The 14,480-nt window shown below is 54.8% G+C and carries 9 protein-coding genes; 4 read left to right on the top strand and 5 right to left on the bottom strand.

Features of this window, described 5'->3' with window-relative positions; genetic code table 11:
* Positions 1 to 3: 3 nt before the first annotated feature.
* Together SH573x_RS19575 and SH573x_RS19570 are read left to right on the top strand one after the other, a co-directional pair.
* Entirely contained in the window at positions 4 to 1,224 is a 1,221-nt protein-coding gene (locus tag SH573x_RS19575; protein ID WP_479349410.1) for an endonuclease/exonuclease/phosphatase family protein, read from the top strand.
* Between the two features lie 418 nt (positions 1,225 to 1,642).
* The gene (locus tag SH573x_RS19570; RefSeq protein WP_479349408.1) at positions 1,643 to 3,061 is read left to right on the top strand and encodes a transposase; all 1,419 of its coding nucleotides are present in this window, start codon (positions 1,643 to 1,645) and stop codon (positions 3,059 to 3,061) included.
* Between the two features lie 793 nt (positions 3,062 to 3,854).
* Here SH573x_RS19570 and SH573x_RS19565 read toward each other — a convergent pair.
* Both SH573x_RS19565 and SH573x_RS19560 read right to left on the bottom strand, forming a co-directional pair.
* Positions 3,855 to 4,853, bottom strand: coding sequence for an IS110 family RNA-guided transposase (locus SH573x_RS19565; RefSeq protein WP_479349407.1), 999 nt, complete (start codon positions 4,851 to 4,853; stop codon positions 3,855 to 3,857).
* Positions 4,854 to 5,377: 524 nt separating this feature from the next.
* Positions 5,378 to 5,674 (bottom strand): transcriptional regulator, encoded by a 297-nt coding sequence (locus SH573x_RS19560; protein WP_479349405.1) that lies wholly within the window; start codon positions 5,672 to 5,674, stop codon positions 5,378 to 5,380.
* A 446-nt stretch (positions 5,675 to 6,120) separates the two neighbouring features.
* Here SH573x_RS19560 and SH573x_RS19555 point away from each other — a divergent pair, with 446 nt between their 5' ends.
* Positions 6,121 to 8,778, top strand: a complete 2,658-nt coding sequence (locus SH573x_RS19555; protein WP_479349404.1) for a hypothetical protein — start codon at positions 6,121 to 6,123, stop codon at positions 8,776 to 8,778.
* Between the two features lie 448 nt (positions 8,779 to 9,226).
* Here the strand turns inward: SH573x_RS19555 and aroF are convergent, their stop codons facing one another.
* From aroF to SH573x_RS19540, 3 genes are all read right to left on the bottom strand, one after another.
* Positions 9,227 to 10,243, bottom strand: coding sequence for a 3-deoxy-7-phosphoheptulonate synthase (gene aroF / locus SH573x_RS19550; RefSeq protein WP_479349403.1), 1,017 nt, complete (start codon positions 10,241 to 10,243; stop codon positions 9,227 to 9,229).
* A 241-nt stretch (positions 10,244 to 10,484) separates the two neighbouring features.
* Positions 10,485 to 11,900, bottom strand: coding sequence for an HD domain-containing protein (locus tag SH573x_RS19545; protein WP_479349402.1), 1,416 nt, complete (start codon positions 11,898 to 11,900; stop codon positions 10,485 to 10,487).
* A 7-nt stretch (positions 11,901 to 11,907) separates the two neighbouring features.
* A complete protein-coding gene (locus SH573x_RS19540; protein WP_479349401.1) occupies positions 11,908 to 13,509 on the bottom strand; it encodes a 3-keto-alpha-glucoside-1,2-lyase-like domain-containing protein in 1,602 nt (533 codons plus the stop codon).
* Positions 13,510 to 13,901: 392 nt separating this feature from the next.
* Here SH573x_RS19540 and SH573x_RS19535 point away from each other — a divergent pair, with 392 nt between their 5' ends.
* Positions 13,902 to 14,444, top strand: coding sequence for a hypothetical protein (locus SH573x_RS19535; RefSeq protein ID WP_479349400.1), 543 nt, complete (start codon positions 13,902 to 13,904; stop codon positions 14,442 to 14,444).
* The last annotated feature ends 36 nt before the right edge of the window (positions 14,445 to 14,480 follow it).

The raw sequence follows: 14,480 nt of genomic DNA, 5'->3' as shown, positions 1-14,480 counted from the left end.
GCTATGACTCGCCCGCTCTGTTTTTACTGCTGGATGATGGTGGCGCTGATGCCTGAGGCGACGGAAGCGCAGTCGCCGTTGGTACCACCGAAGTCAGCCCAGGCCATTCGCGTGGCCACCTTCAATGTTTCACTCAATCGCAAGACGGCTGGTCAACTGCGCAAAGATCTGGATGGCAATGATCAGCAGGCCCGCGCGATTGCCACCGTGATACGCGCAGTGCAGCCCGACATTATCTTGCTGAATGAACTCGATTGGCAGAGCGAAGTTGACAATGCCTCACGCTTTGCCGAGCGTTACCTGGCCGATGCTGAACCCGACCTGCTCGGGCAAGGACCGTGGGAACTCAAGTACCGCTATACCGCGCCAGTGAATACCGGCGTTGATAGTGGTCTGGACATTAACGGCAACGGCAAGACCCAGGAACCAGAAGATGCTTGGGGTTATGGAGTATTTCCAGGACAATACGGCATGGGCGTGCTCAGTCGCTTTCCGATTCAACAGGATCAGGTTCGGACATTTCAATTGCTGAAGTGGTCCAGCCTGCCTGGTGCTCTTGTTCCGCGTGACCCGAACACTCAAAAAAACTACTACTCTGATGACGTCTGGAATCAGTTGCGTCTATCGTCCAAGAGTCACTGGGACGTACCCATTGTTACGCCGCAGGGAACGATCAGCCTCTTGGCCAGTCATCCCACACCCCCGGCCTTCGATGGCCCAGCCGATCACAACGGTTGCCGCAATCATGATGAAGTACGACTGTTGGCTGATTACATTGATCAAGATCCCGACAAGTATTTGATCGATGATCAAGGTAAGCATGGTGGCTTGGCCAGCGATCGTGCCTTTGTCATCGCGGGCGATTTAAACTCGGATCCGATCGATGGCGACAGTCGTCATCAAGCGATCGATCGTTTACTTCAGAGTCCACGCATCAATGCTGCGCAAACGCCCGAAAGCACCGGCGGCGTCTCTGCTGGTGCGCGCCAAGGCAAAGCCAACACCAAGCATCGTGCGCCCGCCAAATTTGATACCTCTGATTTCTCTGATAACGCGGTCGGCAACCTGCGCGTCGACTATGTATTGCCATCTTCGCAATTGCAAGTTCTTGCAGCTGGTGTTTTCTGGCCGGAGGAAGATTCTCCGATCATCAAGAAATTGCTCGACGCATCCGATCATCATCTTGTTTGGGTTGATGTTGCGTTTACTAGCGCGAAGCCGTGACTGTCACCTCTCCCGCGCAGCGGGGGAGGTCGCAGACGAGGCGTTTAGCCTTCGTCTGCGGGAGGGGGCACTGCGCCAGGCAAGACTCTTGCGGTATTAACCACCTGAACTACCAAGACCCCTCCCAAATCTCGCAAAGCCTCGATTCGACCTCCCCAAGGCGACGCCTTGGAGAGGTGACTGTCACCTCTCCCGCGCAGCGCAACGCTGTGAAGCATTTTAACTTGCAAAAACTGGGCTTCCATAAATTGCCAAAGGATGAAAAAAGGCCAGATTCCCCCAAGCACTAACTGAAACCTATCAGTCAGAAAGGAATCTGGCCGTGAGTCGCAAGCAACGAGCAAAGAATAGATCACGAGTTATCAAACGTAGGGCCAAACTCGAGCTGGTCAAGAATCGTGCATTGTTCAAGGAGCTCGTGGAGCTCATCCTTCCCTCAGGAGCATTATTTGCCAAAGGCCAGTTCCATGGCAATGCCACTTGGCAGGGAGAACAGTTAGCCGCACAAGCTTTGATTTGGACATGGCAAGAGTGTAAGAATGTGACCGATTCATTTGCCCAGTCGATTGAGACTTGTCATGGCTTGGGACTCACGAAAATTGCCCGGTCTTACACTGGGATGATGAACGTATTGACCAACAACCAGGAAGTTCTCCGAATTGGCATTCGCGCTCGCCTTCATTTGCTGGCGAAACTGTGGGGAGATCGTTTTTACCGCACCGATGGCTGGGTACTAATGGGCTTTGACGGTTCTAGAGCGACGGTACCACGTTCGGTTTCAAATGAAGAGGCATTCTGTGCGCCTAACTACGGTAAGGGAAAAAAAGCCCGTTACAACGACAACAAAGCGCAGAGGCAGAACAAGAACTCCACGTCGATGAACAAGCCACGCAAGAGAGCCGAAAAGCCTGCACCGCCAGAACCGCAAATTTGGATGACAATGGTGTGGCACATGACTATGCGATTGCCATGGACCTGGCGGTTCGGGCCTTCTAACTCCAGTGAGCGTCACCACGTTCGCGACATAATTGAGCAAGAGGAATTTCCGACAGGCACCCTATTCACTGGCGATGCAGGTTTCGTTGGTTTTCAATTGTGGAAGTCGATTGTGGAAGCGGGGCATGACTTCCTAGTACGAGTCGGGGGCAATGTAAAATTACTCAGTCAAAACACGGATTTTAGAACGCAGGATGATGGAACGGTTCTGTGCTGGCCTAAAGACCAAATGGATAAAGGTGTTCCGCCACTGCGACTTCGCTTGGTTCGCGTAACGGTTGGAAAAACGAAAATGTGGATGCTGACCAGTGTGTTGAATGAGGACGAACTAACCATCGAACAGATTGCAAACTTCTACAAGCAACGGTGGTTGATCGAGGTCGAGTTTCGTGGGCTAAAGCAAACGGTCGACAAACAAAAACTTCGTTGCCGCAATCCCGAACGATCATTGGTTGAAGTCGAGTGGTCTTTGAACGCGATGGCATTGGCGGAACTGTTTGCAATGCGAGCCCAAATATCAGCAGCGACGAAAGAAAAGAAAAAGAAAAAAGACAAGAAGGAGAAGAATCGAGACTATACCCCCAATGACCGCAGTCTGGCAAACACGCTACGAGTATTGCGCAAATACATGCGTAACTTGAATGAGAGTAGCCAACCAAACCAGCTAACGCTGGATCTGATCAACGCAGTAGTACAACGATATAACAACACCACCGACAAACGCGCGCGCCATAGACCCAAAGACGCTGAAAAGAAATCGCTGGGTGAACCAACCATTCTCAAATTGACTTCTCGGGAACGGAAGAAATTAACGGAACTCGAACTCAAAAACGCCGCATAAAATGCTTCACAGCGTTGCGCGCAGCGGGGGAGGTCGCAGACGAGGCGTTCAGCCTTCGTCTGCGGGAGGGGGCACTGCGCCAGGCAAGACTCCTGCGGTATTAACCACCTGCACTGCCAAGACCCCTCCCGAATCTCGCACGGCTCGATTCGACCTCCCCAAGGCAAAGCCTTGGAGAGGTGACTGTCACCTCTCCCGCGCAGCGGAGGAGGTCGCAGACGAGGCGTTCAGCCTTCGTCTGCGGGAGGGGGCACTGCGCCAGGCAAGACTCCTGCGGTATTAACCACCTGCACTACCAAGACCCCTCCCGAATCTCGCGCGGCTCGATTCGACCTCCCCAAGGCGAAGCCTTGGAGAGGTGACTGTCACCTCTCCCGCGCAGCGGGGGAGGTCGCAGACGAGGCGTTCAGCCTTCGTCTGCGGGAGGGGGCACTGCGCCAGGCAAGACTCCTGCGGTATTAACCACCTGAACTACCAAGACCCCTCCCAAATCTCGCAAAGCCTCGATTCGACCTCCCCAAGGCGAAGCCTTGGAGAGGTGACTGTCACCTCTCCCGCGAAGCGGGGGAGCGACCGTCTAGTTGGTAGTCAAGGAAGAATCTTAAATTTCTTCCCTTCGCTTGGGCATCTTGGGGGCCAGCCCCCAAACCCCCGGGATTTTTCAAGGCATGGCGCCGGTAACTCAATGTTTGATTTCCTACAGGCGCAGCATTACTATGAACTGTGCTAAGTGAAACATAGCAAAGCTCTGCGGGGACGCAACTTTGTAAGGGATAACTTAGTCGCCGGTGAGTCAATGACCCGCCGAGCACGTAGCGCCCGTGGCCAGGCTGGCGACAGCTTGGTCACGTGCCTTCTTCTCGGGGTCCCACATCGTTTGCGTACGTACCATCTCGTGAAGGATCAGGAGCAGCTTTCGCATGCTCGCGATCAACGCCAGCTTCTTCGGTTTTCCTCGGCTTAATAACCTCGAATAGAATTTCTCGACCACTGGATTCTTTTTGGTTGCCACTAAGGCCGCCATGTATAGTGTACGACGCACCGTTGATCGACCTCCGCGAATGCGTCTCTTGCCATCGCTCTGACCGGTCTGGTTGGCCATCGGAGCCACACCAACAAGCTTGGAAATTTCCGTACGAGAGATTTTTCCAAGTTCAGGAAGTTCAGCACACAGAGTGACTGTCGTGATGAGACCCACGCCTGGCGCGCTGGAGATGATCCTTACGTTAGGTGTTTCTTTGCTCATCTCCTTGGCATGCTCCTTGAGCTGCTCGTTCAGAGCTTTTAGCTGGTTTTTCAGCATTTTCAAGCTCTCTTCAACGAATCGCTTGACCGTCTCATCCTCAAAACGCAAGCGATTCTTCTCTTGGTTGATCATCGTCATGACCTGTACTCGACGACGCGTAAGCGACCGAAGCTTCTTCTCTCGCTCGGTAAGCGGCTTGGTCAAATGGACTTTGACCTGCTCACCAAAATGCCGAATTACTTTGGCATCAATGGTATCCGTCTTTTCTAGATACCCGTGTGCCTTGGCGTAGTAGTGAGTCTTGCGCGGGTTGACCACTGACACGTTGACCTTCACCTCGTGTAGCAGGTCAACCATGATATTCTCATAACCACCGCTGCTCTCGCAAACCACAAGTGTCTTTTCAGGCTCTTGGATGCGCTCAATCAACTTGCCAATGGACGAGACCGTGTTGCTAATCGTTGAAGGCAGCTTGCCCTGGGAATCGGAAATGTCTAGCTTCTTGGAAGCTACATCAATGCCGATCACGCGATCATATGTTGTCATTGTAAACTCCTACCTAGTAAATTCAGGCTTCCTCGCACTTGGCGAAGAGCACTCAGCGACCGTTCGGATAGAAAACAATCAGCCGCCCGACTTCGCTCCCCCACGAGCTACAAATGTGTACATTCGTTCGGGGTCGTTAAACTGTCTGGGTAGCTGAGTCCGACACCGTTGCAACGACGTCGAACATAAACATCTTAGTTGGCCGCTATATACTAGGTCGCAGACGAGGCGTTCAGCCTTCGTCTGCGGGAGGGGGCACTGCGCCAGGCAAGACTCTTGCGGTATTAACCACCTGCACTACCAAGACCCCTCCCGAATCTCGCGCGGTTCGATTCGACTTCCCCAAGGCGAAGCCTTGGAGAGGTGACGCGCCCAAAAAAACCAAAGCGACCAGTGCGTAAGAACGCGCAGGTCGCTTGATGGTTTCGGAGAGAAGGGCAAAAGGCGGAACGCATCAACTTAATCAGTGGCGTCTGATTGTTAGCAAGTTGATGGAACCCCTACCCTGAGATGCAAGCCATTAACTAGTCGTTGCCGTTGAGGTCGTTGAGCTTTTGTTGATACTCATCACGTTCACGGCGAGTGGCTTCGAGATCGAAGACCAGGTATTTCATATCCAAACGCAGTTGACCCAGTGCTTCTTGAACCAAGGTCAAAATGCGGCGGCGGCGTACGCTGCTTTCAGTCACGCGTCGCAGCGATGGCAGCAAGCGAACTCGTTGTTCGATTGGCAAGGCTTCAATCGCTTGAGTCAACTCCAGCAAATCTGCGGGGATTTCGTCTTTTTGAGTCTCAATCGAACCGGCGGTAACGGAGTTCATAGCGTTTCGTCCTTATGAGTGAGAGCCATGCGTGCGTCGCATCAATGCTCAGTTGAGAATGCAGCCCAAGTGCCAATCTCACGTGCGACCATGATGATAGGCCCTAAGTGACCACATGGCAAGCACTTAGGAAAATCTGCCCCAGCGGCAAAGTTTTCCCATGTGGCATAAAAACACCACGTTTCGGACTGGCGTTTTGCCGTAAGTGCTGATAAATATGAGACTTAAGCTATTTGCCGCCAAAAAGCCCTCGATGAGGTCTTTTCGCAACAAGTTGCAAAAAATCATTCAAGAAACTCATGGACGAGTTAAGCCACTTAAAAATCGCTTCTACCGTTGCATCTCCGCTCGCAAGAGTAGATGGTGCAGAGGCTCAGATTCCCACACGGCGACCAGCGCTCAAGTTCTGTCCTTTCGGTGCCAGGCTTGTGTACAGCTGGATCGCCATGTGGCTTGCGCTAGTCGCTAGCGCCCCATCTACTGCCCGCGCACAACTAAATGATTCATTCGAAGGTGGTCGTCCGCGCTGGCAATTAGTAGAAAGCGATTGCTCGGCGGAGGTCTCGGGTCAAGAGATCACGCCAGCCTTGCCACAGAGCGGATCGACTTGTGAAACATTTGAGTTGTACTGTACCGCTGGTACCTATGCATACCTGGCGATGCCAATCGAACCGTGCGCGCTGATTGATGAACTGGGAACAACGTTGTGGGTTCAATGTTCCAGTTCGCGTATCCGCCTCGGTGTCAGTGTGATCTTTCCTCAAGCGATCAATCCGGCAACTGGAGGTCGAGTACAAACCGTACTGTGGGGAAGTACTTACGATGATCCAGGACAATGGCAGCGATTGGTAATCAACAACAGTGCACAACTGTTGGTTCAAGAATTACCGATGCTGCGCCAACGCTACGGATCGAAAGTCAATCTCAATGGAGCTTACATCGATGCGATAGTCATTAATGGCTACACAGGCCCGGGTCGTTATCGAGTCAAGATTGATGAACTGTCGATGCCAGGGATGATTCCGATTTCATCGCTAGGTACTCCAGTGCCGACAGACTGGCGAGAGCGGTGGCGCTGGCGCGACGGTGCGGGTACCGAGGAACTTCGCTGGGCGCAAACCACGGCCGCTCGCGTGCCTGTGTGGTGGCAATATCAAGGGGAGTCCTTGCCGTGGCTGAAGTCGCTCGGTTTTCACGGGCTGCTGCTCAATCGCGTGCCGAGTGATGCGATGTTGACTGAGGCTCAGTCTGCGCGCCTGACCGTGATTGCTCCTCCACCCACGCAAACGTTGGCGGTCAATGAAAGATTATGGGAAGGCGTAAAGGGCTGGTTGGTCGGGGCGGCCGTAGATGGCCGTGGTCTCGACCGATTGAAGGCTGAAGTCTTAAGAGTTTCACAGTTCCCGGCTGAATTGCAGCGGCCCACCATTGCGGAGGCCATGGAAGATTACTGGGCCTTCAGTCGAGTTGTCGATGAACTGGTCGTGCCGGCGCCTCCTCTGGTATCAGCTGGCTCGGAGCGCGAAAAACAAGATTGGATGTTGGCCAATCTCCAAAACTCACAGCGTCTCTCTGCCGGCTGGGTATCCATTTCGACGGATGCCCTGCCTAGCTGGCGCGAACAGGTTCGACATGCACAACAGATTGTCGAACCTGAGGCCGAAGAGCTGGATACCACCGACGCCATGCGCATTCGCTTGCAGGTTGCCAAGGCAGTAGCCGCTGGTGCCAAAGGCTTTGTGTTTCGTTCCAATTCCCCCTTGGATGTAACCAGCGCGGAACATCGCGTGCGCGTGGCAGCTATGCGTACAGTCAATCGCGATCTCGCTTTGCTGAGCCCCTGGGTAGTGGGTGGACAGACGGGACCTGCACCGCAGCTAAATCGAAGCGAAGATTATTTTGCCGCTACTTGGATTACCTCGCGCAGTCACTTGATCATGTTCGTAGCGCATACCGACCCCACCGATCAGAGTCTGCCCCCTACGCGTGGTGAAGCCCTGCGTGCCAGTATGCCGCTGCCCACTGGTATCCATAATGTGCTGCGCATCACGGGCGGCTCGTTGCAATCCTTGCTCGTGACGCCGGGGCCCGACGGCATGAGTTGGGAAATCCCGGATCCTGAGCCGGTTGAGTTTTGTATCTTGACCGACAATCCGCTTGTGCAACGTTTTGTTTCGCGATTAGTTGGCACCGAAGCAGCCGAGGATATGTTGGATATCGCTGGCCACCAACTGCAACTGGCTGCGCGTATCACCCGTGCGCGTTGGTCCAGTCCCGGCGATGAACTCTCTACGCGCTACTACAGCACTATTGAGGCCGGGCAACGTCGCATCGAACAAGGTTACGAAGAGCTTCGTCGCAGACGACCAGCCATGGCCAACTCCGCTGCCATGCAAGCCTATGATGCGGCCCAGATGATTGTTCACGAATCGTACCAGACGGCGACCAGCAACCTGGCCACTCCCCAGTCCAGCCCAATGGTCTTATCCACCGCCAGTTTGCCCTATCACTGGATGTTGGCTGACGCTTGCGCCAAGAGTACGTGGCGCTCCGTGCCGCTACCGGCCAATGACTTCGCCAGTCTCGAAGGAATCACGCAAGCTGGCTGGACACATCAGCGGCGACTGAACGAACGAGCCGATATGCAAGTTGAGCTCGTGCCTCATACGCTGCTCTCCGCAGACGATGCGCAACCGATTGGCAAGCTGGGCTTGCGTTTGGCGGCGATGCCCAAAGCCACTCACACGTTGCCCGGCGGATACGAAGGCGCGACCATTCGCGTTCGCAGCGCTCCCGTGCAATTGAATCGTGGTGAACTGGTGCGAATCACCGGGCAAGCGTTTATCCGCCGCGGACCGGCGGAACCCGGTGCAGGTTTGTTGGTCTATGACAATAAAGGTGGGCCAGCCTTGGGACAGCTTGTTCGCGGCCCAAGTGGCCAGCGCGTGCCCATTGAACTCTACCGGTTCATCACCGACGACCAACCTCTGCACATCCTGACAGAACTGCGCGGCGCGTGCGACATCATTCTCGAAGGCCTGGCGCTCTCTGCCATCCAACCGGCGGTCAATTTCTCGAACTACCCAACCGTGCCGGCACGTTGACGGTAATCCAGGGGAGGGCGAATGCTCCTGCTGAGCCGAACACCGCCGCGAACAACGGACATAGTCCCGGGGGCAAGTGGTGTTGGAAGCATCAGCGTTGGTTCGTTTGATGCCGGCGGTTCGCATCCCCGGGACGTTGTCCGTTCTTCAGAGTGGTGTTGGGCTCAGGAGGACCTTCACCCTCCCGGGCATGCGGTCGGTAGAGAATTTGGTTAGAGGGTTCCAATTTAGAAACGCCGAGACGCGGAGGATCGCAGAGTATACAAAAATCGGATGATTCATTTGAATGGTCGTCTCTGCGGCCTCTGCGAACTCTGCGTTTAAAACCAATGGCCAGGCGTCCAAAGTCTGGCGACTTCGGCTACAGTACAAGACCACCTTTCCCCCGGGACTATGTCCGCGCTGCATGACGGAGTGGGCTCAGGAGGACCTTCGCCCTCCCGGGACCCTATGACAAGGTCTTGCCGATAGCGCTTGCGACTTTGGTACAGCGTTGCATGGTATCTTCGAATTGCTGGAAGTCGAGCGATTGATAACCGTCGCTCATGGCGGTCTCGGGACTGGGATGCACTTCGATAATCAAACCATCGGCTCCAGCGGCTACGGCAGCGACCGACATGTCGGGCACTAGATACGCATGGCCCGTGCCGTGGCTGGGGTCGACGATCACTGGCAAGTGCGTCTTGCGATGCAAGTAAGGCACGCTGGCCAGCGGCAAGGTGAAACGTGTGTGACTTTCGAAGGTGCGAATGCCGCGCTCGCACAGCATGACGTTGGGATTGCCTTCGTTGAGAATATACTCGGCGGCCAATAGCCACTCTTCGACCGTGGCGCTGGCACCGCGTTTGAGCAAGACAGCTTTACCGCTGGCGCCTACGGCTTCTAACAAACGATAGTTCTGCATGTTTCGAGCGCCGATCTGCAGAATATCAGCATACTTGGCGACCAGGTTGACCTCTTCGGTACTCATCACTTCGGTGACGATCGCCAGCCCCGTTTCTTCGCGAGCCAAGGCCAGTAACTTCAGGCCTTCTTCTTTCATCCCTTGGAAGCTGTAGGGACTGGTGCGAGGTTTGAATGCGCCGCCGCGCAAGGCGGTGGCACCTGATTGGCGAACTGCGTGGGCCGAAGTGACAATCTGCTGCTCACTTTCCACCGAACAAGGACCAGCCATAACACCCACGGCCCCAGCTCCAGCTTTGAAACCCAAGACTTGAATCTGAGTCGATTCCGGTTTGACTTCGCGGCTAGCCACTTTATATGGGGCAAGAATAGGAACGATGTCAGCCACACCCGGGCTGGACGCCAGCGATTCGCGTTCGCCCCCGCGCTTGTCGCCGATGGCCGCAATGACCGTGCGTTCGGTGCCGCGGATAATGTGGGATCGCAAGCCCAATTGCTGCACCCGTTGGGCGACATGCTCGATCTGACCTTCCGTAGCATTGGGTTCCATAACGACGATCATGAGGGCGCTCCTTGGTTCACTCGTAGAGTTTTCAAAATGGCTGGTGTGGGAATATTAACGAAAACAGCCCCGAGGATCATCAGGGATCACCGGGGCTGTGATGGTGTTTTGCCTTGGCCAGACGTCTACATACCACCACCGACCCCAGCAGAAAACTGGGTGAAGGTAAAGTAGTAAGTAAACGTAAAGCTGCGGTTCATATTGCTGATTATGCTACGGCCTACTAGAAAATCAAGTGGTCCTACATGTTGGTTTCATCGTCCTGGCAATGGTGTCCGATCAGGCCGTCGATGATCTCTGTCAGCAGTCGCTCGTGCGTACGATTATGAGCGTAAACTCGGGCCAGCGTGTGGCTGACCGGCAGCCGACGATAGAGATCGTGCATGGTCAGCCGCCGGATGCGACCGCTACTGGCATCGAAGTAAAAATTCAATCCGGCCGTCGCCCCGGTCGTGTGCGGCCGATGCATGTGCCGAGCCAAATCGACGCGGAAGGGCAAGTCGCGGAGATCCGCTGGCAAACGTTCGCGAATCACTTCTTGCAGGACTTTGGGGCTGCTGAAAATACTACTGGTCTCCGACTGCTCTTCCGAAAAACTGAGCGAGCGCTGGCAGATCATGATCCAAGGTATTCGTCGCTGCAGCCATTCATGCCAGCGCTCGCCCAGCTGGCTGAGCTCCGGTAGCTGGCTGCGCCGCCAGCGATTGACGTCGGTCAACAAAGAGAACTCGGTCAGCTCGAGATACTCGTGCAAGCGTTCACGCGGATCGCCCGGGAACAAATGATGTCGACTATCGCGAAACAAATCGGCCAGTTCCAGATCGATGGCTCGCACGGTGCGATGAAAGTAAACATTGCGAAACAGTTCCGCTTTCATCGATAGAAAATGAACTAGCGCCGGCATGCCTCGCTCGTGAATCGTCAGACCCTCAGGCGCAAAATAGCTGTAGTGCAAAATGCGCTGCAGGTCGAAGGCGCGCGGATTGAGTCCGGTCATGAAGGCATCGCGGAGCACAAAGTCCATGTTGTCAATCGTGTAAATACCACAGAACAAACTGCGCAGCAGATGCATCCACCGCGGTTGCTCGATGTCGTCGGCGGGATCAGCCACAGGTGACGTCGGGCGTTGGATCAACCAAGCGATGGCTTTGGGATCCAGGGTCACGCCTGCCTGGAGCGAGCCGGCTGGCGATCGGCGAAGTTGACACAACCAATCACCCAGTTGCTGCTGGATAATGATCGCGCCTAACTTTTCATGCGTCAGCTGATAATGCCGCAGAAAGTGCGCATCGAAGAAATGCCCAAATGGTCCATGGCCCACATCATGCAAGAGGCCCGCCATTCGCAATAGTAGGTCAACATAGGGCAGAGGCGGCGTGTGAGGATCTGCCTGGCACAGCGAAGGGTACAAACGTTCCAAAGCGCGACTGGCCAGGTGCATCACACCCAAGATATGTTGAAACCGCGTATGCTCTGCCGTCGGAAACACCCACCAGGCAGTTTGCAGTTGCCGAATTTGTCGCATCCGCTGGACCCACGGATGATCGACAATGTGGCGTTCGCAAATCTCGCGCGCCGCTGAACCATGCGGAGCCACGAAACGGATGTATCCATGAATCGGATCGTGGCAAAGATTCTCGCTTAAGTAGTCATCCATGGTGTGATTATTTTAGTTTATTGATCAAGTATTCTTCTACAGTCTTATGTTGCACATCGGGCGCGTTGGGGTACACCAATTCGCATATCACACCCTCTTGGCGACAGCGCTCCTGCAATTTGACACCGAAGTTCGAGGTGTGTGTGGGATCATCCTGCGGCTGCCCCAGCGCGGGCGACGCAGCATAGAACATATAGATCGGGGGATCATCGGTAGATACCAGAGCATACGGCGAATACTCTTCGATCCACGGCACAATCGAGTCGCGCTGAGCTAGGAACTGGTCGAACTGCGAGAGCTTCTGCGCGGGAATGCCGGTGAAACCAAAGGCATGACCACCATAGCGACTGTTGGGCGTCCACTCGCGCATTTGCTGGGGATCGAGAGTCGTCTGCGCGCTTGTAACCGCTGCACACAGCAGCCTGGTCGATTCACGCTGCACCGGATCTTGGCTGTCAGGCTGGGCCATATCCGGATGAAAGGCCAGCCACAGACTGGAGCAAGCACCAGCGGAACCGCCGCTGGCTGCGATACGCGACTTGTCGATATTCCAGGCGGCCGCCTGATGACGAATGAACTGCAAGGCTCGAGCGGCATCGTGCAACGGAGCTTTCACTGGCGGCGAGACCTGCTCTGCAGCGGCATCGACGATAAAGCGATATTCGATTGAGGCCACCGAGATGCCGTGAGACAACAGATTGGGTAGCATCTTGGTCAAGCCTGACAAACGCCCACCACCTTGCCAACCACCACCATGAATAAACAGCAGCGTCGGCGTGGGAGTGGCCGATTCGGCTTGCCAGAAATGAATCAGCTGCTTGGGATGCGGGCCATAAGATACATCGTAGTACGTCGGTTCAGGTGTAGGTGTGAATCGATCCAGGAATCGATTGGCCTCAGCGGGTTTGATCTCGCGAACGAAAATTTTGCGCCAGCGAATCTCACCGCCATGCGTTTGCAATTGAATGGGACCGCGAGCCGGTAGCGGTTGGTTGCGATCCCAATAGTTTTCCATGACCACGCCATCCACAACCGCGCGCGAGTTGAAGGTTACCCATACGCGATCGCCAATGATGCGAATCTTTAGCGTGTTCCAAGTACCAAACTTCTTATCCGCCAGCAGGGCTGGATCGCGGCCAAGCTTGCCAGGCGTATTGTTGAACAGTCCACCCGATCCGAGATAGGGTTTGCGCGTCGGATTATTGTCATTGTGCGGTTGATTGGTATCCCAAATTTGCACTTGTGGACAACCACGCAAATAGATGCCGCTATCCGCGCCCGCCACGGTCTTGTATTCCAGCAGCAACTCCATGTCGCCAAACTCTTCGTCCGTGGTGGCATAAGGACCCGTGCCACTGTTGACCAGTTCGCCATCTTCGACTTTCCAGTGTTTAGGAAACTCGTCACGCTGCTGTTTCAGGTTGGCTGCTAATTCATCGCCCGCTAGCTTGGCCGACTGGTGCGGATCCCAACCATACCAGCCGTTCAAATCCTGCCCATTGAAGATAGCCTTGAACCCCTTGGGCGGCTCAGGCTCAGCGGCGAGCAAAGTCGACCAGCAAGTGAGTACACCTGCAAACACACAATTCAAGAAAGTCAGGCGGGACATGACGTGGCTCTCAGCGAACAAACACCGACGGGTTGGGAAGCGGGATATTGTATCAGAGCCAACTAAGCCGCAGGCGTTAGCCTCGGTTCCTGTGGAGTGCTGTGGCGCCAGCCACAGCTTTGATGTAATAACCAAACGTTCAAGGCAAGGGCTACGCTGGTCGCAGCGGCGTAACGTTTGAGTAGGAACCGGAGCAAACGCCCGCGGCTTAGGTTACACAGGCTGGAAGCTTATGCCACAGCGGCGCAAGCCTTACAAACGGCACACAATTTTTTCTTTTTTCTCGAAAATCTAAGATAGGCTTTTATTGAGTGACCAAAGGTGTCCAGCCACGTAGTCGGCAGATGCCTGCACAACTCACCAACATGATGCACCCCCCCGGAGTAGTTCTGATGTTCGCTCGTCACAGCCTATGGGCACTGGCCCTCTTCGTCGCGTTTTCTGCCAGCGCGACGGCGCAAACGTTTACCTCGTATCCCACTCAGCTCAAGACCAAGATCATCTATGCTCGCGCCGAGGGCGAAGTAACCAAGATCAATCTTCGCGAGGGTCAGGCATTTTTGTGGGATGAGCTGGCCGTCAGCCTCCAGCCCGCCAAGAATGTGCGCCCCGAATTCGGTCGAGCCCACACCGACTTTGCCGGGGCAGTTACCAAGCTGCTCGTCTCGCCCGGCGACCATGTCGAGAAAGGTGCACCGTTGATCGAATGTCGCTTCTTGGAAAATGTCTACACCAGCTGTGTGGTACCAGCCTCGGTCAAGGTCGCCGACGATCAACCGATCCTGGCCTATCTTGACGGCGAAGCCTTCGAAGGCAAAGTCCTCTCAACGCAAACTGAAGGCGGCAAGACTTACGTTAACTTGCTGGTCTACAACACGCACCAAGAACACTATTGGCATTTGACGCATGGCCTGAAGTTATCGATCAAGTTTTAATTCATCTGTCTCCTTTCGCTCCGCGAAAGGCAAGAT

The sequence above is a fragment of the Rania fehmarnensis genome, from assembly GCF_056494185.1.
The sequence above is the reverse complement of the archived record's forward strand: the minus strand, read 5'-3'. Positions and strand labels throughout refer to the sequence as shown.